This window comes from Hymenobacter endophyticus (assembly GCF_032464715.1).
In the GTDB taxonomy this organism is placed as follows: domain Bacteria; phylum Bacteroidota; class Bacteroidia; order Cytophagales; family Hymenobacteraceae; genus Hymenobacter; species Hymenobacter endophyticus.
Genome location: NZ_JAWDJT010000007.1, coordinates 189,066 through 209,879, shown reverse-complemented (window position 1 = coordinate 209,879; position 20,814 = coordinate 189,066). Strand labels below are relative to the sequence as shown.

Below are 20,814 nucleotides of genomic sequence, written 5' to 3'. Positions count from 1 at the left end.
CCATGAAACGCCTCTTCTCCCTCACTTTGGCTGCTGGCCTGGCCACGGCCCTCGCCGCTTGTGACTACAACAACACACCTGGTAAAGACCCACAGGCCAGCCAGGATTTCACGGATGCCCCCAAGGCCCGCGCCACCGAAACCGACCTCGACAGCATCAGCGGGGAGCAAGTGGTGACGCAGCCTGCCGGAACCGGCTCCCCCGCCGACCAGAAAACCTCCGCCGACGCCGGGCTGAACGCCTCGCCTGGCAACCCCAACTCGCCGGCCAACACCATGCCCGAAAACTCAACGGAAGCCAGGGGCTCGGCCCGGGAGGAATAACAGCCAAACTATGCTACGTAAAAAGGCGCCCTCACTGCAGTGAGGGCGCCTTTTTACGTATAGAAGCCAGCCAGAATTTACAAAGACCAACGTCTCGACTGGGGCTCCCCGGCATGCGTGCCTTTGGTTAGGGCCAGGCCGGAAGCCAAGGTGAGCACATCTTCAAGGCCACCCACCAGCCCGCTGGATAAGCCAGATTGCTCGGTGGTTTTTTTGCGCAGGAAGAAGCTCAGATAGGAGCCCGCAATGGCGGCTACACCACCCAGCAGGGCGCCGCGCCACTGACTATCGTGGTTGATTTTGTAGAGCGCGGCGCCTACCAGTGCGCCCGCACCAGCCCGGCCCAGCAGCGCCACGGGCGTAATACGGTCGGGCATTTGGGGGAGCTTGTCAGCCGTCATCTCGCCAGCAGCCAGCAGCTTCAGGCCGTGGGCCACCACAGGTTTCTGCAGGTAGCGCAAGGGCGAACCGACCAGGGCGCGCGGATGGTAGGTCAGCAGGTTGCTGCTCAGCAACGCCGGGGCTGTCATGCTGCGAAAACCGGCCAGAGTGCCCAGGCCCAGGGTTTGCCAACGATGTTTGCTCATATTATCTAGGATGTTAAAAGGCAGAATGAATGTTTGCTTTAACGGTTACTCTTCCCGCTTGGCTGGCTTCTCAAGCAAAAAGGCCCGCAAACTTGTGTTGCGGGCCTTTTTGAGCTGTGTGCTGTACGCTAGTGAAAACCTATTGGGGGTTACGAGCCCAGTTATCCATTTTGCGCTCCAATACGGCTAGGGGCATCACGCCATCCTTCAACAGCTCATCGTGAAAGCCGCTGAGGCTAAAGTGGCTGCGGTTTTGGCCGGCGTACTTCTCGCGCAGCTTATCGGTGTGGGCTCCCAGCTGCTGCTCATACCGCTGGCGTAGCTCCCGGATTTGCAGGGCCCCAATTTTGTAGCTCAGGGCCTGGCCCGGAATGGCCATGTAGCGCTCAATTTCGGCGGTGGCACCTTCCTCACTAATGGCTTCATTAGCCAGCATATACTTGATGGCCTCCTCGCGGGTCATGTTTTTGGAGTGCATGGCCACGTCTACCACTAAACGCACGGCGCGGTGCATTTCATCACCCAGCGCGCCCATGTACTGATAAGGGTCGGTATAGAGGCCAAGCTCCTTGCCCAGGCTTTCGGTGTACAGCGCCCATCCTTCGCCCATGGCCCCGTACCAAGCAAAGCGCCGGAACTTAGGCAGGTCGGTGTTTTCCTGCTGGAGAGAGGTCTGGTAGTGGTGGCCCGGGATGGCCTCATGCAAAAACAACGACTCCATGCCGGAGGTAACGTTGAACTTGGTAGCATCCAGAATAGGAATGTAAAAGATGCCGGGGCGGGAGCCGTCGGGGCTGCCGGGGTTATACTCGGCCGAAGCCGAAGCGGCCCGGAACGCCTCCGTCTGACGAATTTCGAATGGGGTTTTGGGCGTGCGGCCGAACATCTTTTTCAGGTTGGGCTGCATTTTGGCCTGAATGGCCCGGAAAGCGCCCAGCACCTGCTCGGGCGTTTTGTAGGGCATCAGCTTGGGGTCGGTTTTCAGGGAGGCGAAGAAGGCTGGCAAGTCGCCTTTGAAGCCGACCTGCGCTTTCACCTTTTCCATCTCGCCCCGGATGCGGGCCACTTCCTTCAGGCCGGTCTGGTAGATTTCCTCCGGCGTTTTATCGGTAGTCGTCCACGTTTTCACGTAGTATTTATAGATATCTGCTCCGCCCGGAATGGCGGCAATGCCGGTACTGGGTCGGGCTTTGGGCAGGTATTCCTTTTCCAGAAAGTCGCCGAGCTTCTTGTACGTAGGTACCAACTGCTCCTGGATGGCTTTCTTGTAGGCCTCCGTAATGCGTTGCTTTTCGGCACCGCTCAGGCTGGTGGGCAGCTTGTTGATGGGGCCGTAAAACAGGCTTTTGGTGGGGTCCTGCGTTTCCATAGCCCGCATCTGCGGAATCATCTTCACTACCAGCGCCTTGGGCAGCACCACACCAGCCTTTATGCCCTGGCGAAAGTTGCTGATGGCCGTATCGGCCCACACCGAAAAGCCCTTCGCACGGCCCAGCCAATTGTCGTAGTCCTTGGCCGTTTTGAACGGCTGTACTCCCTCACCCGAGCCGTATTGCCCCAGGCTGATGGGCAGGCCCCAAAACTGCTGAAACGGCAGCATCCAAGTGTTCAGCTTCAGGCCTTCCAGCTTGTTCTGCAGGTCGTACTCAAAGATGTCGTAGCTGATTTTATCATTGGCCGTCAACTCCTCCCGGTTGAACTTGTGCAAGCCGTCAAGGTACTTCTGGTAAAAGTTCTGCAGGTGCTGGCGGAACGCTTTAGTGCCGTCGTTGGGCAACTGGTCGTTGTAGCGGTTGTCGCCCTGGGCGGTAGCCTCCAGCGGAAACAGCTTGGCGTTTTCCTCCCAATACGCCTCAAACAGTGTGGGCAGGTCTTTCATGTCAGCCAGCGTGGTTTCGGTGGCGGCACCGGTTTCGGCAGAGTTGTTCTGCGGGTTGCAGCCAGCCAGCAGCGCCCCGGCCAGCAGACCGGTGAGGGCAATTTTCTTCATAGGAAGCAGGGAAATAAGTACGGGGGAGAAAGATAAGCAGGTTTTCAGATGTCTTCTCCGGCAGTGAGCCGGAACAGGTAGGGCCAACCTTTCACCCCCAACGTAGTTATAGCCACTCTCCCTTTCAACCTAATCCAACTCATGGAAAATCTGACTGGCAAAACGGCCCTGGTAACGGGCGCTGGTAAAGGTATTGGCCGGGCCGTGGCCGTGGCTTTAGCCAAAGAAGGCGTACGCGTGGCCTTATTGGCCCGTACCGAAACGCAACTGCAGGAAATAGCCCGCGAAATAGAAGCCCAGGGTGGCCAAGCCGTGGTAGTAGCCGCCAACGTAGCCGACCGCACCGCCGTAGAAGCGGCCGTGCAACAGGCTTTGGGCCAACTCGGCACCATCGATATCCTCATCAACAACGCCGGCATCGGCACCTTCGCCAAGGTAGTTGATATGGACCCCGAGGAGTGGGAAAACATCATCCGGGTGAACCTGCTGGGCGCTTACTACGTGACGCGCGCCGTACTGCCCCAGATGGTGGAGCGCCAAACCGGCGACATCATTAACGTGGCTAGCACAGCCGGCCAGCGCGGCGCGGCCACCACCAGCGCCTACAGCGCCTCCAAGTTTGGCCTGCTGGGCTTCACCGAGTCCCTGATGCAGGAGGTGCGCAAGCAGAACATCCGCGTATCGGCCCTCACGCCCAGCACCGTGGCTACCGAGCTGGCCGTCAGCAACAAACTCACGGACGGCAACCCCGACAAAGTGATGCAGCCCGAAGACATTGCCGAAATCATCGTCAGCCAGCTCAAGCTCAACCGCCGCATCTTTATCAAAGAAGCCGGCATGTGGAGCACGAATCCGTAATTCAATTAAAAATTAAGAATTAGGAATTAAAACTGCTCTGTCATCCTGAGCGCAGCGAAGGACCTTCTAACCACAAAACGACAATCGTATCAACGACTCGTTCTGACGTGATAGGCTCCTTCGCTGCGCTCAGGATAACAGAGCAGTTTTAATTCCTAATTCTTAATTTTTAATTCTTTTTCACCCGCTCCAGTACCAGCTGGTTCATGGGGTTGGGGGTGAGGCCCTGCACATTGTTCTGGGTGAGGCGCACCACTTCATCATAGTACACGGCAATAACGGGGCACTCCTCGGTTACCAGGCGGTCCATTTGCTGGTAGAGGGCGTAGCGTTTGTCGGCGTCCTGTTCCAGCTTGGCTTGCTGGTAAAGCTGGTCGTAGGCGGGGCGCTTGAAGTGGGTTTTGTTGGGGCCGGCCGGGGCGAAGTTGGGGCTGTAGAACAGGGCTAAGTAGTTTTCGGCGTCGGGGTAGTCGCCCAGCCAGCTGCGGGTGAAAAAGGCGGCGCGGCCGTTGTCAATCATTTCCCCGTGGGCCGCACCCTGATTCACGTCAATTTCTACCTGCACGCCCACGTCGGCCCACTTTTTCTGGTAGTACTCACAGAACTCCTTGCTTTCGGCCACCGTGTTCAGGCGCAGGCGTAGGGGCTTTCCGGGGCCGTAGCCGGCGGCGCGCAGCAGTTGCCGGGCTTTTTCGGGCTGATAGGTGTAGCCGGGCACTTTCTCGGCGCTAAACGAGGGTAGTGAGGCTGGCACAAACCCTGAATTTCCGGGCTTGCCTACGTTGTTAAGGAAATAGGCCAGAAACTCGGGCTTGTTAAGGGCATAGTTCAGGGCTTGGCGCACGCGCTTGTCCTGCAGGGCTTTCCCGGTGGTGAGGTTGTCGCCGCGCAGGTTAGTCAGGTCCTGCTGCATACCCAGGTACTCGGTATTGAGGTAGGGCACCTTCTGCAGCCGGAACTTACCCTTGAAATCCTCTCGTACAGTACCATCAGGGTACATAATCAGGTCGCGGGAGCCGCTGCGGATGCCGCTCAGGAAATCCAGCTTACCCTGCATAAAGGTCAGGAACTCGGTTTTGCGGTCCTGGATAAAGCTGATCTGCACGGCATCCAAGTAGGGTAGCCGCTGGCCCTGGGCGTCTTTTTTCCAGTACATGGGGTTACGGTGGTAGATGATGGCATTACCCTCGTCCCACTCCTTGAACCGAAACGGCCCCGTGCCCACCGGATGCTCCCGAAAATCCTTGCCCCACTTCTGCACGGCCTCCCGCGGCACTACGTAGGCGTAGGGCATCGTCAGAATCCCTAGAAACGGAATAAAGGGCTCCTGCAAATGGATGCGTAGCGTGGAGTCATTCACGGCCACGAAGCAGGTATCCGAAGGCTCCCCATCGGGCTTCGCCAGCACTTTGCCCCGGAAAATCCAGCCGCCGGGGCTGGCCGTAGCTCCATCCAGCAGCCGCCGGAACGAGTACACGAAGTCCTGAGCCGTTACGCGCCGCCCCTTACCGCCCGGGAACACCTCCGAATCGTGAAACTGCACATCGGGCCGAAGCGTGAAGGTGTAGCGGCGGCCATCGGGGCTGATTTCGTAGCGGCGGGCGACGGACGGGCCGGGCTTGAGGCTGTCGTCCAGCTCTACTAGGCCGTTGTAGAGTTGGGTCACGGCCCAGGTGTTGGCCTGGTTGCGGGCAAACGCGGGGTCCAGGGAAGTCAGGCTTTCGGGCTGGTTGTAGCGGAACACCCGCCGGGGCTCAGTGGCCGGACCTTGCTCGGAGCAGGCAGCCAGCAAACCAGGCAGTAACAGGGCAAAACCAACAACACGGCGCGAAAACGGGAACATGGGAACGGCGAAACAGTGTATATTTGCAAAGGTATCCCATCCGGGGTTTGTAGCCCACTGGCTACCTACCCTGCTCCGTTTTCTATGACCCTGACCTACTACGGCCACGCTTGCTTCCTGCTGGAAGCCGGTGGCAGCAAAGTGCTTTTCGACCCGTTTATCCGGCCCAACCCGCTGGCCGCAGATGTGGACGTTGATGCCATCCAAGCCGACTACATTCTCATCACCCACGGCCACGGCGACCATGTGGCTGACGTTGAAGAAATTGGCAAGCGCACCGGCGCACAGGTGGTAGCCATTGCCGAAATAGCCGGTTGGTTTGAGCAGAAAGGCCTACAAACCGTGGGTATGAACCTGGGTGGCACTTTGCACCTGCCCTTCGGCAGCGTGACGATGGTAGCCGCCGCCCACTCCAGCTCCTTGCCCGATGGCTCGTATGGCGGGGTAGCCGCTGGATATATTGTGCAGGCGGAGGGTAAAACCCTCTACTTCGCCGGCGACACGGCCCTCACCTACGACATGAAACTCATTGGTGAGCGGCATAAGCTGGATTTGGCCATTCTGCCCATCGGCGACCATTACACCATGGGCATCGACGATGCGCTGGTAGCCGCCGACTGGGTTGGTGCTTCCAAAATCATCGGCATGCACTATGATTCCTTTCCGGTCATTGCCATCAACCACGACGAGGCCAAAGCTAAAGCTACACAGGCTGGCAAAGAGTTAGTGTTGCTAAGCGTGGGCGAAACCACTTCCTTGTAAGCTGGGCAGCTACTTCCCATTGGGAATTGGCCGCTTTTTCTTCTTTTGCATAATCTGAGATAAGCTGACAGCGCACTGCCGCCAGCTAACTGCTTCAACTACATGGGCAAAATCATTGCGGTAGCCAACCAAAAGGGTGGGGTCGGCAAAACCACCTCCTCGATTAACCTCGCGGCCTCCCTGGCAGCGCTGGAGTATCGGACCCTGCTCGTGGATGCCGATCCGCAGGCTAATGCCACTTCCGGCGTCGGCTTCGACCCGAAGGACATTCAGAACAGCATTTACGAGTGCATGGTGGACGGCATCAACGCCCAGGATATCATCCTGCAAACCACCCTGCTTCCCCACCTCGACCTGATGCCCTCCCACATTGACCTGGTAGGTGCCGAGGTGGAGATGATTAATCTGCCCAACCGGGAAGAGAAGATGAAGGATGCGCTGCGGCCCCTGGCCGATCAGTACGACTTCATTATCATCGACTGCTCGCCTTCCCTGGGTCTGATTACGGTGAATGCCCTCACGGCCGCACATTCGGTCATTATTCCGGTGCAGTGCGAGTACTTCGCCCTCGAAGGCCTGGGCAAGCTGCTCAACACCGTCAAAATCATCCAGAGCCGCCTGAACGAGGAGCTGGAGATTGAGGGCATCCTGCTCACGATGTACGATGTGCGCCTGCGCCTGAGTAACCAGGTAGTGGAGGAAGTAAAGCTGCACTTTCAGCAACTGGTGTTCGATACAATCATTCCGCGCAACGTGAAACTGTCGGAGTCGCCGAGCTTTGGCATTCCGGTTATCCTGCACGATGCCGAGAGCAAGGGAAGCATCAGCTACTTAAACCTGGCCCGCGAAATAGTGGAGAAAAACGTGGAAGCGGCCGACGAGCCCGAGGAGGCCACGGAGGATACCGCAGCGTAGAAATAAAAAAGGCCGGCGACATACGCCGGCCTTTTTTATTTCTCTTTAATAGGCTTCTGCGGGCTGTTGCCCACGGTGTTCCACGTTTTTTATTTCGCGTGGAACAAAATGTACCGGCATCCCGGGCGTTTGTGTATTTTTGAATCCCGCTTCCACCTCCTTGCTAATGGGTGGGCGTTGCTTGCAGGTATGTCTGAGAAAAACGAAGAGAAGAATATTCCGGCCGCTGCCGCGCCCAAGCGCAAGATTGGCGGCCTGGGCCGGGGTCTGAATGCCCTCATTGAAGGCAGCTACGAGAAAAAGAGTGAGCGGCTGGGCCTGGTGCCCCACCCCGTGAACTCCGTGGGCCTGATTCCGGTGGGTCATATCCAGGCCAACCCCTACCAGCCCCGCACCCACTTCGATCAGGATGCGCTGCAGGAACTGGCCGAGAGCATCAAAATCCAGGGCATCATTCAGCCCGTAACGGTACGCCAAACCGGCACCAACGCCTACCAGCTCATCAGCGGGGAGCGGCGCTTGCAGGCTTCTAAGCTGGCCGGCCTGGATTCCATTCCGGCCTACATCCGCAAGGCCGACGACCAGCAGATGCTGGAAATGGCCCTGATTGAGAACATCCAGCGCGAAAACCTCAATGCCATTGAAATTGCCCTCAGCTACCAACGGCTGGTAAGTGAGTGTAACCTGAAGCAGGAGGAGCTAGGTGACCGGGTGGGCAAAAACCGCTCGACGGTAACCAACTACCTGCGCCTGCTCAAGCTCCCGCCCGATATTCAGATTGGCCTGCGCGACAGTGTGATTAGCATGGGCCACGCCCGCGCCCTCATTACCATCGACAGCGTTGACCAGCAGCTAGCCCTGTTCCACCGCATCGTAGCCGAGGATATGTCGGTGCGCCGGGTGGAGCAGCTGGTGCGCAACGGCAGCGCCGCCGAAACTGAGAAGAAACATACCCAGCCCGCGCCCCCCGCTGTGCCCCAGGCCGAGCTGAAGCGGGCCGAGCGCCACCTTTCGGAGCGGTTTGGCAGCCGGGTACTGGTGAAACCGGGCCCCCAGGGCCGAGGCGAAATCAAAATAGCCTTCGACTCAGTAGAGGATATGCAACGCATCCTCCACATTCTGCAGCCAGCCTAGAACACTACCAAAGGGCGGAACATCGTTCCGCCCCTTTCTTTCTACTGCTAATGGCATCTAGTCGCATTACTGCTGCTGTTGTATTGCTGAGTGGGCTGGCAGAGGCGGTCCAAGCTCAGGCGGTGGTGCGTGATTCTGCGCGGCGGCCTCTATCCGTATCGGGTGCTGGTACTGCCCTCTCCCGCCCCAAAAAGGCAGTGCTGCTTTCAGTGCTGTTACCCGGAGCCGGGCAGATGTACAATCGCAAATACTGGAAGCTGCCGCTGGTATATGGAGCTCTCGGGGGCGTGGGATATGGCTTGTATCAGTACCAAACCCGCTACCGGGAGTATGCGGTAGCGTCGCGGGAGTTATCGGCCGGCAAAACCATTCCAGAACTCAGCGGCAAACTGGTAACGCAAGAAAAAAGCGCGCGGGGAGTAGCCACCGGCCTGGATAGGTACCGCACACAACGCGACACGTTTATCGGCTACATGGCCTTGACTTATGGCATGGTAGCGCTGGATGCCTTAGTCGATGCTCACCTCAGGGAGTTTGATATCAGCGAGGAATTGGCCCTGCGAATAAAGCCCAGCGTAATGCCCCTGGCCACGGGCGGTTTGGCAACTGGTCTGCAGCTTCAACTGCAGGTAAAATCATCTGCGTCCTTACCCTCTACCCTATGAACATGTTATTCAGATGGTATGCGGCCTTCATTCTCTTGTTGCTGGGTGGCCTGACGGCCCACGCACAAACTGTTACAACCGGCCCCGATTCCTCGAAAGTAGCTACCCGCTCCGTTTCAGATTCTTTACGGCGGACAGAAAAGCTTTTTGGTAAGCGCGTGACCCGCCCGCAAAAAGCAGCCCTGTTGGCGCTGGTTCTGCCGGGCTCTGGCCAAATCTATAACCGACAGTATTGGAAACTGCCTTTGGTGTATGGGGGCCTGGGGGCTACGGGCTACGGGCTTTACCACTACCAGTCACGGTACAAAGAGTACTCCAACGGCAAGAAGGATTTCACCGAAAAACGCACGCCTATTGCCGAACTTAAAGGCGAGTTGGTGAGCCAGGAAACCAGCATTGAGAATATCCAGCGGGGCGTTGTGTTTTACCGCCGCTACCGCGACACGTTTATTGCCTACAACGCCGTAGTGTACGGCATTACTATTCTGGACGCGCTGGTGGCCGCTCACCTGCGCGACTTCGACATCAGTGAGGATCTGAGCCTGCGCCTCGACCCGGCTGTACTGCCCACCACCCCCACCACGGGGCCCACTGCGGGCCTAGCGCTTACCTTGCACCTGAAATAACAGGTACCGGCTACTGGCTCCTGCCCGTCGTTGGTATTTGCGTATCTGAACTCTTCTTTCGTATGAAACTCCTGTTGATTGGTTACGGCAAAATGGGCCGGGCCATCGAAGCCCAGGCTATTGCCAGGGGCCACCAAATTGCCGGTATCGTAGACCCTTCCCACCCTACCGTACAAATTTCCGATTTCTCCCCAGCCGAGGCAGACGCGGCCATTGAGTTCACGCACCCTGACGCGGCTTATCAGAACGTGGTGGCTTGCCTGCAACAGGGAATTCCGGTGGTGTGCGGCTCTACGGGTTGGCTGCATCATTTTGCCGAGGCCCAGGCCCTGAGCAAGCAAACGGGCACTCCGCTATTCTACGCTTCCAACTACAGTGTGGGTGTCAACCTGTTCTTCCACTTCAACGAGTACATAGCCGCCAAAATGCACCAGTTTGGGGGCTACGATGTGCAGGTTCGGGAAATTCACCACACCCAAAAGGTCGACCAGCCGAGCGGCACGGCCCTCACGGCCGCCGAAGGCATTTTGCGCCACTTCCCCGCCAAAACTACTTGGCGCAATGAGGCAGCTACCACTCCCCAGGAGTTGGCGGTGCTGTCGGAGCGTGAGGGTGCGGTGGTAGGCACGCACATCGTTGCGTACACCTCCCCCGCCGACTCCATTGAGCTAAAGCACGAAGCCCACACCCGCGACGGATTTGTGCAGGGTGCCCTGCTGGCCGCCGAGTGGCTGCCCGGCCGCCAAGGCGTATTCGGCATGAAGGATTTGCTGGGGCTGTAAGAGGTGAAGTTGTGAAAGGTGAAGTTGTGAAATCCAGAAACAATGCATTTCACAACTTCACCTTTCACAACTTCACCTCTTACAGCATTATTTCGCATCTTCCGGCGTTAATCCGGAACGGCTCCGGCCGCCTCTACTTTTCTGGCCTCTGACTTACTATGGCAGTACAATCCTGGGAGAAATACCTTGAGAAAAATCCGGCAACTCCCGTAACGCCCGGCAAGGAACCTAAAAAGCGCAAGAGTGCCACGCGCGAATGGGCCGATGCCATCCTGTTTGCGGTGGTGGCGGCTACGCTTATTCGCTGGGCCACTTTTGAGGCCTACACGATTCCAACGCCCTCTATGGAACACTCCTTACTGGTAGGCGACTACCTGTTTGTGAGCAAGCTACACTACGGCCCGCGCACCCCGCAAACGCCTCTGCAGGTTCCGCTTACCCACCAAACGGTGTGGGGCACCAGCCTGAAAAGCTACTCCGACCTGATTCAGCTGCCCAGCTACCGGCTGCCGGGCTTCTCGGAGGTGAAGAACAACGACGTGGTGGTGTTCAACGTGCCGTTTGAAGCCGAGCACCCCGCCGACTTGCGCACCAACTACATTAAGCGCTGCATCGGCATTGCCGGCGACGTGCTGGAGATTAAGCAGGGCCAGGTGTTCATCAACGGCAAGCCCGCCAAGAACTACCCGGAAATGCAGAGCAGCTACTTCCTGCAAATCCCGACGGGGGAAAACCTGGCCGAGGACTTCCGCAAGTTTGGTGTGGTAAACTATGATACCCCCGATGGCGTGCCCCCCCAGATGCAAACCGAGCAGTATGGTATCGGCTACGAAGTGCACATGACCCCGGCGGCCTACGAGTACTTCAAGCAGCAGCCCTACGTGAAGGGCATCATCAACCTGCAAACGCCGGTTGGGCAGCCGGAGCGCGGGCAGCAGGTGTTCCCCAACGTGCCAGACTATATCCCTACCCAGTCCGTTACGGTGCAAAACCCCTTGCCTTTCCCTACCTGGAACAAGGATAACTACGGACCCATCCAAATCCCGAAGGAGGGGCAAACGGTGCAGCTAACGCCCCAAAATTCGGCTCTCTACCAGAAAATTATTCTGCGCTATGAGCACAATGAGGGCATGAGTGTGGATACCAACGGCCAGATTCTGCAGAACGGGCAGCCATTGAAAAGCTACACCTTCAAGCAGAATTACTATTTCATGATGGGCGACAACCGCCACAACTCCCTCGACTCGCGCTTCTGGGGCTTTGTGCCCGCCGACCACATTGTGGGCAAGGCCGTACTCATCTGGCTGTCAATGGACCCGCACGCTTCCTTCATGCAGAAAATCCGCTGGAACCGCCTCTTCAACCTGGTGGACTAAGCAAAGCTCACAGACCAAGACGGATCCTCACGGATTTTACGCGCGTCTTATCAACAACAAAAGTGGCTTGCCGATTGGGCAAGCCTCTTTTGTTAGCGGGCGGTGGAGCATACTGGGTTGCCACTTTATACAACCGTGCACGTAATCCGTTAGAGCCCATCCTACTGCGCAAAATCTGTGAGCTGGTTACCACACTATGGGCTGTTCGCCGTGCTGCTCCAGATAGGTGTTGGTCTGACTGAAGGGCCGACTACCGAAAAAACCCCGGTCGGCGGCATAGGGTGAAGGATGGGCCGCTTTTAAAATCAGGTGCTTTTTGGCATCAATGATTTCCCCTTTTTTCTGCGCATAGGCCCCCCACAGGATGAATACAACGTGTTCCTTGCGGTCAGAAATTTGCTGGATAACGGCGTCAGTGAACTGCTCCCAACCTTTTTTCTGGTGGCTGCCCGGGTCACTGGCCCGCACCGTGAGAGTGGCGTTGAGTAGTAGTACGCCCTGCTGCGCCCACCGGTCGAGGTTGCCATCGGGCGGAGCAGGCGTACCGGGCAGGTCACTCTGGAGTTCCTTGAAAATATTATGCAAAGAAGGCGGGGTACGTACGCCGGGCGCCACCGAAAAGCTGAGACCATGGGCCTGGCCTTTGCCGTGGTAGGGGTCCTGGCCCAGAATAACCACCTTCACCTGGTCAAAGGGACAGGCATCAAAGGCATGAAAAATTTGGGGGCCGGGCGGGTATACGGTGGCCGTGGCATATTCGCCCTTCACGAAGGCAATAAGATGCTGGAAATACGGTTTCTCAAATTCGGCGGCTAGTACCTTGCGCCAGCTTTCTTCTATCTTTACAGACATACGGGGGAGGATTATTTTTCGGGTGGGTGGGCCAAGAGGTGCGCCGGCTGCGTAGATAAACTAACTTCCGCATACGGCTGTTCGCTTTTTTCTCTTCTCGGAACTCCAGACGTTATGAATACGACGACCACCCAAGGCGTGACCGTGAGTGTTACGACAAATTACCTGCCCGATTATTCAAGCCCGGGCCAGGAGCATTACGTCTTTGCCTATAAAATTGATATCCGCAACAACAGCGAGTATACTGTGAAGCTGCTGCGTCGGCATTGGTACATTTACGATGCCAATGGCGTAGTACGCGAAGTAGAAGGCGAAGGCGTAGTGGGCCAACAACCCGTGCTGGAGCCCGGCGAGTCGCACCAGTACGTGTCGGGTTGCAATCTGAAGTCGGGCGTGGGCAAAATGCGTGGTTCCTACCAGATGGAGCGCCAAATGGACGGCAGCGAATTTGCCGTTGAAATTCCGGAGTTCACGCTGGTAGTACCCTACCGCCTCAACTAAACCCCAACGGAGCGAAATGACGCTGGTACTACCTGCCAGCATTCCACTACGTAGGTCTATTTCTGAGCTAGTTACCGAAAGCCGCCCCGATTCCTTCGAGGCGGCTTTTGTATTGCTTGTATCTTCGGGCGGCTTTGCTGGTACACCTGCCAGGAGGGCAGTCCACTTCAGCTTCTGCGCGCTTTGCTCTTTCAGGTTTTCAGTTTTTTTCGGTTTCTGTGGCGCTCCGGCAACGCGCATGGGCTGCACTCCCCTTTCGTATTTAGCTTGTACGCGCACGTTATCAACCACGACGGCCACTTTGAGGCGTACGGCGTGGTAGAAAACCGCCGCGTGGAACTGTACCACGATGCCACCACTATTCAGATACGGGATTTTGGCGCGGGCTCCCGCACGGGTGCCGGCCGCACCCGCCGCCTGCGCGACATTGCCCGCACCGCCGCTAAACCCCCAGAGTTGGGCCAGCTGTTGTTTCGCTTGGTAAATCACTTCCAGCCGCGCACGGTGGTTGAGCTCGGCACTTCCCTGGGCCTCACCACTTCCTACCTGGCCCTGGCTGCTACGCAGGCCCGGGTGGTAACTTTTGAAGGCTGCCCGGCTACGGCGGCCGTAGCCCAACGCACATTTGAGGTCGTGCAAGTGCGCAACGCGGAAATTATGGAAGGCAACCTCGACGACACCCTGGCTCCTACTGTGGCCGCCCTGGAAACGCCCGTTGATTTTGCCTTCTTCGACGGCAACCACCGCTATGAGCCTACTCTGCGCTACTTTGAACTGTTAAACCAGCACCGCACTGAGCATAGCGTGTTCGTGCTGGACGATATTCACTGGTCGGAGGAGATGGAGCGGGCCTGGGAAGCGGTGAAACAGCACCCCGACGTGACCCTCACCATCGACCTGTTCTACATCGGACTGGTATTCTTCCGCCGCAACCAGCCTAAACAACACTTTACCCTCCGCTTTAATAACCTACTGGATAAGGTGCTGGAACGGATTAAATTTCTGGCTTCTTAATAGCAACAGGGTCGTTACGTTGTGCGTAACGACCCTGTTGCTATAACACCGGATTAGCTCCCAGGCTTACATGGGCACAGGGCCACCGGCCGCGTCTTCCCGAATGGCCTCGCGCACCCGGGTCAGCTTACGCAGCAGGGTTTCCAACCCATCCAACGCCAGCATATTGGCTCCGTCGGATTTGGCCGTGGCGGGCGTGGGGTGGGTTTCGATGAACAGGCCGTCGGCACCTACGGCAATGGCCGCCTTGGCAATAGTTTCGATGAGTTGGGGCTTGCCGCCGGTTACGCCGCTGCTCTGGTTGGGCTGCTGCAGGGAGTGGGTCACGTCCATCACTACGGGCACCCCAAACTCGCGCATGATGGGCAGGTTGCGGTAGTCTACCACTAAATCAGAATAGCCGAAGGAGTTGCCCCGGTCGGTGAGGATAACGTGGGGGTTGCCCGACTGGCGCACCTTATCCACCGCGAACTGCATGGATTCGCCACTCAAAAACTGGCCTTTCTTCACGTTCACCACTTTGCCGGTTTTTGCGGCGGCAATCAGCAAATCGGTCTGGCGGCACAGGAAGGCCGGAATCTGCAGCACATCTACGTATTCGGCGGCCATAGCCGCTTCCTCCGATTCGTGAATGTCCGTGACGGTGGGCACGCCAATTTCCTGGCTTACTTTCTGCAGAATCCGCAGGGCTTTCTCATCACCGATGCCGGTGTAAGAATCCAGGCGGCTGCGGTTGGCCTTGCGGTAGGAGCCTTTAAAGATGAAGGGAATTTGGAGCCGGTCGGTGATGGTGCGCACCTGCTCGGCAATGCGCAGGGCCATATCTTCGCCCTCAATCACGCAGGGCCCAGCCATCAGGAAAAACTGGCCGGAGTTAGTATTGCGAAAGTGGGGCAGCGCGGTGGCGAGTTGGGCAAGCATAGGAGGGCAAGAATGATGAAGGTGAACGGTTTTTTAAACTAGCGCTACTGTGTTAGAATGGCTTCCAGCGCGCAATCGTAGCAAATACACGGTTTTCTTTAGCACCCAAGAAAAGATGCATAGTGCCACAAAGCTTAACAAAAAGAACAGCACGTAAACATCTCTGTCTTCGGATTCCCACAATACTGTCTGGACTAACTCCTGTTCCGTGTAGGGAAACAAAAACGTGCGGAAAATAGCGTAGGCGAATGAAATGACTGCTAATATGCTCACAAGCCACAGCGCAGCGACTGGCACCAATAACAAGGTGAATGCAACCCGGCGTGGCGTTGGCATCATACTCAATTCATTTCTTTTCGACGCAGGCAAATGAATAGCTCCCTCCCCCGGCGAGGCGGCAGGGAGTTGGTGGCCGTATCAAAATGCACGAACTCAAAGTAGGGCGCAAAATATGCCCGGTATTCTTCGCGGGAGCCACCAAACGGGGGGCCGGGCTTGCTGAATTCCGTATCGAAGAGCAACCCCATAAGCGTACCACCGGGCCGCAGCAGGTGGGCGCATTGTCGGGCATAGGCCGGGCGCAAGGCGGGGTCGAGGGCACAGAAAAATGTTTGCTCCACGATGAGGTCGAAGGGAGGCGTGGGCTCCAGCGCAAAAAAATCAACGAGTAGCAGGTGCTCTGCCGGGAAGCTGGGTACGCGCTGTTGGAGGTTCTGCAACGGTTCAGGTGCTACATCGGCCACTATTATAGTTGGCCAGCCGGCAGTATGCAGATACTCAGCCTCATAGGCGCGCCCTGCCCCCGGAATCAGAATTCGCCGGGCATCCGGTGGGCCGAGCTGGGTGAAATATTCCTGCAAGGGCGGCGTTATCCGGCCCGTATCCCAGGCGGTTTGGCCGGTTACGTAGCGCTGCTGCCAATAGGCGGCGTCAAGTAGCGAATCCGGAAGCATAATTGCGGCAGGGTTGTATCTTCGGCACTTGCCTGGGTACGGAACTCCGTTATTTTTGCCCTAAAGGTACTACCTGCGCCCGGACTCTCCGGGCTTTCACTTAACCCCTCCTGCAATGGAACAAGACCACAGCCCCGAGCCCAAGAACAACAACCGCGTCCTGCTGATTGTGGCCCTGATTCTGGTCCTGCTGGGCATCAATGGCGTGCTTTTCTACATGAATCAGCAGAAAAGCAAGCAGAATGAGCAGCTGCAGGCTGATGTGGTGACCAAGGATGCCAAGCTGGAAGAGCAAATCAAGCAGTACGAAACCCTGAAGGCCGATTATGAGCGCCAAAGCCAGGAAGTACAGGGCATGGGCCTGGCCAACGACTCCTTGGAAGCTAAGCTGTCCCAAATCAATGCTGACCTGCTGAAGCTCCGCTCTTTCCGGGCCGGCAGCTTTAGCATTGCCGAGCAGCAGCGCTTCAAGCAGCGCGCCGCCAACTTTGAAACGCAGCTGCGTAAGAAGGACGAGGAAATTGCCCAGCTGAAAGCCGACAACGAAGCACTCTACACTGAAACTACTACGCTGAAAGAGCGCCAAAACAAGCTCACCGATACCATTTCGACGGTAGTGCGCTCCAACCAGGAGCTGAGCGAGAAAGTGGCCGTAGCCTCACGCTTGCAGGCCGAGAACATTCGGGTGGGCGTGGTAAACAGCCGGGAAAAAGAGAAGGCCGACGACGACAACGAGTTCAAGGCTAAACGCGTCGAGAAAATCAAGATTACCTTCAACCTGGGCCGCAACGACGTGTCGCCGAAGGAAACCAAGCAAATCATGATGCGCCTGATTGAGCCCGATGGCGCGGCCCTCTACAACCTGAGCACTGGCGGCGGCACTTTCATGATTGACGGAGCAGAGGCTTTCTACACGGCCAAGCAGGATATCGTGTTCGACAACACCCGCCAGCCCGTGCAGTTCCTCTACGCCAAAGGCGCGGCCTACAAAACCGGCCTGCATACCGTGGAGCTGTATGAGGGCGGCGTGATGATTGGCAAAACCACCTTTACACTGAAATAGCCAGCTAGGCCGTTAGCGTACCTCACCTGAGTTGAGGAAGCGTGCAAGCAACTACTTTGAAAAAAGCGCCGACCACTGGGGTCGGCGCTTTTTTCTGCTTAGTACCTAGCAGCAGACAGCTACATTCAGGAGCAGAAAATCACCTTCGCCTCAACCATGATGCCCCCCTTCCCGCTTCAGCCCATTCTGGAAACCGATGCTATCCGGTTGCTGCCCCTGCAGCAAGAAGATTTTGCTGATGTATACGCAGTAGCCGCCGACCCCAAAATCTGGGAGCAGCACCCTAACAAGGACCGGTGGCAGAAGCCAGTTTTCACCATCTTCTTTGCGGGCGCCATGCAAAGCCAAGGAGCCTTTAAAATTATGGATAAGGCAACGGGAGCTACCGTGGGCAGCACCCGCTTCTACGACTATTCTGCCCAGGATAACAGCATTCTTATCGGGTATACCTTCTACGGAACACAATCCTGGGGCAAAGGCATCAATCCAGCCGTAAAAAAGCTGCTGCTAGACTACGCGTTTCAATTTGTGGACACTGTGCGCTTTCACATCGGAGCGGACAACGTACGGTCGCAAATTGCCATTGAGCGTTTGGGTGCCACCAAAGTTGACGAGCAGGAGGTCACATACTACGGTGAGCAGCCGAAGCTTAATTTCGTATTCGAAGTAACGAAGCAGGCCTGGGTCACTCGAGCCACGCCTGCGTAAAGCCCGAGGAACAACCCTAAATCAGCCGATGTGGCCAGAAGCCCAGATAGCCTAAACCGCAAGCAGCGCCGGCCCAATGGGCGGCGCTGCCTGGTTTTTGCAGGAACGAGCTGCTGTAGCTGAAACCTAAGAGTTAGGCCAGAAATACCTACTGGGCCAAGGAAGCCTCGAAGTCGTCCAGCTTCTTGAGCGTAGCTTTGATATTCTCCGTGAACAGTACCACTACTGAGCCGGGCTTGGCCGTGGCCAGCACGTGGTCAATGGCGTCCATTTCGTTTTCGATGTAGGTAATCGGCAGCTCGGGGTTGTCCAGCCGCAGGCCGCGCTCCATGATTTCCTTGAGTTGCTCGGCGGTTTTGCCCCGCAGGTCCCGGTCCTGGCGCAGCACTACCTCGTCGAAGATGGTGCCCGCAATGCGGGAAAAGCCCAGCGTGTCCTCGTCGCGCCGGTCGCCCAGACCCGATACAACTCCTACTTTGTGCGTGGCCTCAGTGGCATTCAGGAACTGGGCAAATTTCTCGATGCCGTGGGTGTTGTGGGCATAGTCGACAATTACCTCAAACTGCGGGAATTTATAGACGTTCATGCGGCCTGGGGTTTTGGCCGCCGAGGGCACAAACGTACGCAATGCCAACTTGATGTCGTCCTTATCGAACCCGTAGCAGTAGCAGGCCAGGGCGGCGGCCAGGGAGTTTTCAATGTTAAAGGTCGCCCGCCCACCAAACGTAATGGGAAATTCGGCGGCCCGGTCGATACGCAGTTTGTAGCTGTTTTTGTAAATCGAAATGTAGCCCTCCTCATACACGGCCGCCAGTCCGCCCTGCTCGGCGTGCTCCCGGATGCGGGGGCTGTGCTCATCCATACTGAACAGCGCTACCCGGCATTCCAATTTCTCGCGCATGGCGTACACCAGGTCGTCGTCGGCGTTGAGTACGGCCCAGCCGTTTTTGCGCACGGTGCGAGGCAACACGCCCTTTACCGCCGCCATTTCCTCCACCGTGTAAATGTCGCGCATCCCCAGGTGGTCGGCAGCCACGTTGGTCACAATGGCTACGTCGCAGGTATGGAAGCCCAGGCCCGAGCGAAGCATGCCGCCGCGGGCCGTTTCCAGCACGGCAAAGTTTACGGTGGGGTCTTTCAGCACAAACTCGGCACTCACCCCGCCGGTGCAGTCACCACTTTGCAGCTGTACGCCCTGAATGTAAATGCCGTTGGTGGTGGTAAAACCTACTTTATAGCCCTTGGAAGCCACAATGTGGGCCAGCAGCTGGGAGGTAGTAGTTTTGCCGTTGGTGCCGGTTACCGCAAAGATTGGAATACGGGCCGTGCTGCCCTGCGGAAACAGCATATCTACCACTGGCGCCGCCACGTTGCGCGGCAGGCCCTCGGTGGGTGAAATGTGCATGCGGAAACCTGGGGCGGCATTTACCTCAATAACAGCCCCACGCGTTTCATTCAGCGGAATAGCAATATCAGAAGTCAGCAAATCAATACCGCAGATATCGAGCCCCACAATACCGGCCACGCGTTCCGCCAGCAGCAGGTTGTAGGGGTGCACTAGGTCGGTAACGTCAGTAGCAGTACCGCCGGTGCTAATGTTGGCGGTGCTTTTCAAATACAGCGTCTGCCCAGCCGGCAGCACCGATTCCAACGTCAGGTCTTGCTTGGTGAGGATGTCCAGCGTGTGCTGGTCGGCCTTGATGCTGGTGAGCACCTTTTCGTGACCGAAGCCCCGGCGGGAGTCTTTGTTAACTTCCTCGATCAGCTGTTGAATAGTGTGCTGCCCGTTGCCGGTTACGGCGGCCGGGGTGCGTTTGGCGGCGGCAATGAGCTTGCCGTTTACCACCAACATACGGTAGTCGTCGCCCTCAATGAACTGCTCCACAATTACGGCGCGAGAGTATTTCTGCGCCGCTTTCAGGCCCTCCACCGCATCTTCCCAGTTCATAATGCGAATGGTGGCCCCCTTGCCGTGGTTGCCATCCAGGGGCTTGGTCACGATGGGGAAACCCAATTCCTCCACTGCGTCGCGTAAGCCGTCCTCGGAGTACACGGTAGTACCGTAAGGCACGGGCACACCCGCATCCTTCAGCATGGCTTTGGTGCGGTTTTTATTACCAGCTACTTCCACACCCGCGTGGGAAGTGTAGCTGGTAGTGGTGGCCCAGATTCGCTTCTGATTAACCCCGTAGCCCAGCTGGATAATACTGCTATTTTTGAGCTGGATGTAGGGAATGTTGCGCGAGGCGGCTTCCGCTACAATGCTGTAGGTGCTGGGACCAAAGAATTCTTCCTCCCGGATTTCATGCAGTTCGTCCACAATGGGTTTCACGCTTACCTCCCGGCCGTGGCAGAGGTCATCTACCAGTTGCACGGCGGCCTCAGCGGCCATGCGCCCGGCCCGCTCCTCCTGGTAGCTGAATACCACAAACTCCACTCCCTCCTGGTGCGCCGGATATGATTTCCCCCAGTACACCGGCATACCAGCCGTGCGCTGCAAAGCCAAAGCCACCTGTTGGATAACGTGGCCCAGGGGTTCACCATCCTGAAGTTGTTCTTCGGTAAGCGGTGGGTTTTTAGGGCCGTGTTTGCCAGCTTCCTGGTGCGGTTGCAACTCCAATAGCTCCGGTAGCAGGCTAGGCAAGTTTTCGGCCAGGGCGGGCGTGTTGTTTGACCATACATCAGCCAGATCCTGCATATCCACCTTCATTACAATCAGCTTGTAATGTTTCACGGACCAATAGCTGGGGCCGCGCATCGTGCGAAGGTCAAGTATCTTCATGTGGGGAGAGAGGTGGAAATTATCGTTGCGTGCGCGTTTCTACGCGGAATTGAATGTAGGGATTATGCCGCAGCAAACCTTTTATGAGCGGGGCACCTTATGCTTGAGCTTAGCGGGTCATTCTCAGCCTCCAAGGTCGGCAAGTTTTTTTCTACCCGC

The 20,814-nt window shown here is 57.1% G+C and carries 20 protein-coding genes; 13 read left to right on the top strand and 7 right to left on the bottom strand.

What is annotated here, in order from left to right:
* Window positions 1–2: 2 nt before the first annotated feature.
* Window positions 3–323, top strand: coding sequence for a hypothetical protein (locus tag ROI90_RS12335; RefSeq protein ID WP_315998652.1), 321 nt, complete (start codon window positions 3–5; stop codon window positions 321–323).
* 77 nt (window positions 324–400) lie between these two features.
* Here the strand turns inward: ROI90_RS12335 and ROI90_RS12330 are convergent, their stop codons facing one another.
* Both ROI90_RS12330 and ROI90_RS12325 read right to left on the bottom strand, forming a co-directional pair.
* The gene (locus tag ROI90_RS12330) at window positions 401–910 is read right to left on the bottom strand and encodes a DUF4126 family protein (RefSeq protein WP_315998651.1); all 510 of its coding nucleotides are present in this window, start codon (window positions 908–910) and stop codon (window positions 401–403) included.
* 139 nt (window positions 911–1,049) lie between these two features.
* Window positions 1,050–2,900: a DUF885 domain-containing protein gene (locus tag ROI90_RS12325; protein WP_315998650.1), complete on the bottom strand. Its 1,851-nt coding sequence runs from the start codon at window positions 2,898–2,900 to the stop codon at window positions 1,050–1,052.
* A gap of 141 nt (window positions 2,901–3,041) precedes the next feature.
* On the opposite strand from ROI90_RS12325, the gene ROI90_RS12320 reads away from it, so the two are divergent.
* Window positions 3,042–3,758: a 3-ketoacyl-ACP reductase gene (locus ROI90_RS12320; protein WP_315998649.1), complete on the top strand. Its 717-nt coding sequence runs from the start codon at window positions 3,042–3,044 to the stop codon at window positions 3,756–3,758.
* Window positions 3,759–3,927: 169 nt separating this feature from the next.
* Here ROI90_RS12320 and ROI90_RS12315 read toward each other — a convergent pair whose 3' ends face one another.
* Window positions 3,928–5,601, bottom strand: coding sequence for an ABC transporter substrate-binding protein (locus tag ROI90_RS12315; protein WP_315998648.1), 1,674 nt, complete (start codon window positions 5,599–5,601; stop codon window positions 3,928–3,930).
* An 84-nt stretch (window positions 5,602–5,685) separates the two neighbouring features.
* Between ROI90_RS12315 and ROI90_RS12310 the strand changes: the two genes are divergently transcribed.
* The 7 genes from ROI90_RS12310 (at window position 5,686) to lepB (ending at window position 11,861) form a co-directional block, all read left to right on the top strand.
* Window positions 5,686–6,363 carry a metal-dependent hydrolase gene (locus ROI90_RS12310; protein ID WP_315998647.1) on the top strand — a complete coding sequence of 226 codons (678 nt, stop codon included), beginning with the start codon at window positions 5,686–5,688 and terminating at the stop codon, window positions 6,361–6,363.
* 102 nt (window positions 6,364–6,465) lie between these two features.
* On the top strand, window positions 6,466–7,278 hold the full coding sequence (locus tag ROI90_RS12305; RefSeq protein ID WP_315998646.1) for a ParA family protein: 813 nt from the start codon (window positions 6,466–6,468) through the stop codon (window positions 7,276–7,278).
* A 189-nt stretch (window positions 7,279–7,467) separates the two neighbouring features.
* Window positions 7,468–8,412, top strand: a complete 945-nt coding sequence (locus ROI90_RS12300) for a ParB/RepB/Spo0J family partition protein (protein ID WP_315998645.1) — start codon at window positions 7,468–7,470, stop codon at window positions 8,410–8,412.
* A gap of 50 nt (window positions 8,413–8,462) precedes the next feature.
* Window positions 8,463–9,077, top strand: coding sequence for a DUF5683 domain-containing protein (locus ROI90_RS12295; RefSeq protein ID WP_315998644.1), 615 nt, complete (start codon window positions 8,463–8,465; stop codon window positions 9,075–9,077).
* Entirely contained in the window at window positions 9,074–9,703 is a 630-nt protein-coding gene (locus tag ROI90_RS12290; protein WP_315998643.1) for a DUF5683 domain-containing protein, read from the top strand. Before ROI90_RS12295 ends, ROI90_RS12290 begins: the two co-directional genes overlap by 4 nt.
* Before the next feature lie 62 nt (window positions 9,704–9,765).
* The gene (gene dapB / locus ROI90_RS12285) at window positions 9,766–10,485 is read left to right on the top strand and encodes a 4-hydroxy-tetrahydrodipicolinate reductase (protein ID WP_315998642.1); all 720 of its coding nucleotides are present in this window, start codon (window positions 9,766–9,768) and stop codon (window positions 10,483–10,485) included.
* Window positions 10,486–10,643: 158 nt separating this feature from the next.
* Entirely contained in the window at window positions 10,644–11,861 is a 1,218-nt protein-coding gene (gene lepB, locus ROI90_RS12280) for a signal peptidase I (protein WP_315998641.1), read from the top strand.
* Between the two features lie 186 nt (window positions 11,862–12,047).
* On the opposite strand, the gene ung is transcribed toward lepB, so the two are convergent.
* On the bottom strand, window positions 12,048–12,713 hold the full coding sequence (gene ung / locus ROI90_RS12275; protein WP_315998640.1) for a uracil-DNA glycosylase: 666 nt from the start codon (window positions 12,711–12,713) through the stop codon (window positions 12,048–12,050).
* Between the two features lie 114 nt (window positions 12,714–12,827).
* On the opposite strand from ung, the gene apaG reads away from it, so the two are divergent.
* Both apaG and ROI90_RS12265 read left to right on the top strand, forming a co-directional pair.
* Window positions 12,828–13,214, top strand: coding sequence for a Co2+/Mg2+ efflux protein ApaG (gene apaG / locus ROI90_RS12270; protein ID WP_315998639.1), 387 nt, complete (start codon window positions 12,828–12,830; stop codon window positions 13,212–13,214).
* A gap of 183 nt (window positions 13,215–13,397) precedes the next feature.
* Window positions 13,398–14,228, top strand: a complete 831-nt coding sequence (locus ROI90_RS12265; RefSeq protein ID WP_315998638.1) for an O-methyltransferase — start codon at window positions 13,398–13,400, stop codon at window positions 14,226–14,228.
* 66 nt (window positions 14,229–14,294) lie between these two features.
* Here the strand turns inward: ROI90_RS12265 and kdsA are convergent, their stop codons facing one another.
* Together kdsA and ROI90_RS12255 are read right to left on the bottom strand one after the other, a co-directional pair.
* Window positions 14,295–15,149, bottom strand: coding sequence for a 3-deoxy-8-phosphooctulonate synthase (gene kdsA / locus ROI90_RS12260; RefSeq protein WP_315998637.1), 855 nt, complete (start codon window positions 15,147–15,149; stop codon window positions 14,295–14,297).
* 341 nt (window positions 15,150–15,490) lie between these two features.
* On the bottom strand, window positions 15,491–16,102 hold the full coding sequence (locus ROI90_RS12255) for a methyltransferase domain-containing protein (protein ID WP_315998636.1): 612 nt from the start codon (window positions 16,100–16,102) through the stop codon (window positions 15,491–15,493).
* A gap of 115 nt (window positions 16,103–16,217) precedes the next feature.
* Between ROI90_RS12255 and ROI90_RS12250 the strand changes: the two genes are divergently transcribed.
* Together ROI90_RS12250 and ROI90_RS12245 are read left to right on the top strand one after the other, a co-directional pair.
* Window positions 16,218–17,165 (top strand): hypothetical protein, encoded by a 948-nt coding sequence (locus ROI90_RS12250; protein WP_315998635.1) that lies wholly within the window; start codon window positions 16,218–16,220, stop codon window positions 17,163–17,165.
* Window positions 17,166–17,321: 156 nt separating this feature from the next.
* Window positions 17,322–17,873 carry a GNAT family N-acetyltransferase gene (locus ROI90_RS12245; protein ID WP_315998634.1) on the top strand — a complete coding sequence of 184 codons (552 nt, stop codon included), beginning with the start codon at window positions 17,322–17,324 and terminating at the stop codon, window positions 17,871–17,873.
* A 148-nt stretch (window positions 17,874–18,021) separates the two neighbouring features.
* Here the strand turns inward: ROI90_RS12245 and cphA are convergent, their stop codons facing one another.
* A complete protein-coding gene (cphA, locus tag ROI90_RS12240) occupies window positions 18,022–20,655 on the bottom strand; it encodes a cyanophycin synthetase (protein ID WP_315998633.1) in 2,634 nt (877 codons plus the stop codon).
* Between the last annotated feature and the right edge of the window lie 159 nt (window positions 20,656–20,814).

Coding starts and splice junctions, on each gene's coding strand:
- ROI90_RS12335 (WP_315998652.1), top strand. CDS start 3: ATGAAACGCCTCTTCTCCCTCACTTTGGCTGCTGGCCTGGCCACGGCC.
- ROI90_RS12330 (WP_315998651.1), bottom strand. CDS start 910: ATGAGCAAACATCGTTGGCAAACCCTGGGCCTGGGCACTCTGGCCGGT.
- ROI90_RS12325 (WP_315998650.1), bottom strand. CDS start 2,900: ATGAAGAAAATTGCCCTCACCGGTCTGCTGGCCGGGGCGCTGCTGGCT.
- ROI90_RS12320 (WP_315998649.1), top strand. CDS start 3,042: ATGGAAAATCTGACTGGCAAAACGGCCCTGGTAACGGGCGCTGGTAAA.
- ROI90_RS12315 (WP_315998648.1), bottom strand. CDS start 5,601: ATGTTCCCGTTTTCGCGCCGTGTTGTTGGTTTTGCCCTGTTACTGCCT.
- ROI90_RS12310 (WP_315998647.1), top strand. CDS start 5,686: ATGACCCTGACCTACTACGGCCACGCTTGCTTCCTGCTGGAAGCCGGT.
- ROI90_RS12305 (WP_315998646.1), top strand. CDS start 6,466: ATGGGCAAAATCATTGCGGTAGCCAACCAAAAGGGTGGGGTCGGCAAA.
- ROI90_RS12300 (WP_315998645.1), top strand. CDS start 7,468: ATGTCTGAGAAAAACGAAGAGAAGAATATTCCGGCCGCTGCCGCGCCC.
- ROI90_RS12295 (WP_315998644.1), top strand. CDS start 8,463: ATGGCATCTAGTCGCATTACTGCTGCTGTTGTATTGCTGAGTGGGCTG.
- ROI90_RS12290 (WP_315998643.1), top strand. CDS start 9,074: ATGAACATGTTATTCAGATGGTATGCGGCCTTCATTCTCTTGTTGCTG.
- dapB (WP_315998642.1), top strand. CDS start 9,766: ATGAAACTCCTGTTGATTGGTTACGGCAAAATGGGCCGGGCCATCGAA.
- lepB (WP_315998641.1), top strand. CDS start 10,644: ATGGCAGTACAATCCTGGGAGAAATACCTTGAGAAAAATCCGGCAACT.
- ung (WP_315998640.1), bottom strand. CDS start 12,713: ATGTCTGTAAAGATAGAAGAAAGCTGGCGCAAGGTACTAGCCGCCGAA.
- apaG (WP_315998639.1), top strand. CDS start 12,828: ATGAATACGACGACCACCCAAGGCGTGACCGTGAGTGTTACGACAAAT.
- kdsA (WP_315998637.1), bottom strand. CDS start 15,149: ATGCTTGCCCAACTCGCCACCGCGCTGCCCCACTTTCGCAATACTAAC.
- ROI90_RS12255 (WP_315998636.1), bottom strand. CDS start 16,102: ATGCTTCCGGATTCGCTACTTGACGCCGCCTATTGGCAGCAGCGCTAC.
- ROI90_RS12250 (WP_315998635.1), top strand. CDS start 16,218: ATGGAACAAGACCACAGCCCCGAGCCCAAGAACAACAACCGCGTCCTG.
- ROI90_RS12245 (WP_315998634.1), top strand. CDS start 17,322: ATGATGCCCCCCTTCCCGCTTCAGCCCATTCTGGAAACCGATGCTATC.
- cphA (WP_315998633.1), bottom strand. CDS start 20,655: ATGAAGATACTTGACCTTCGCACGATGCGCGGCCCCAGCTATTGGTCC.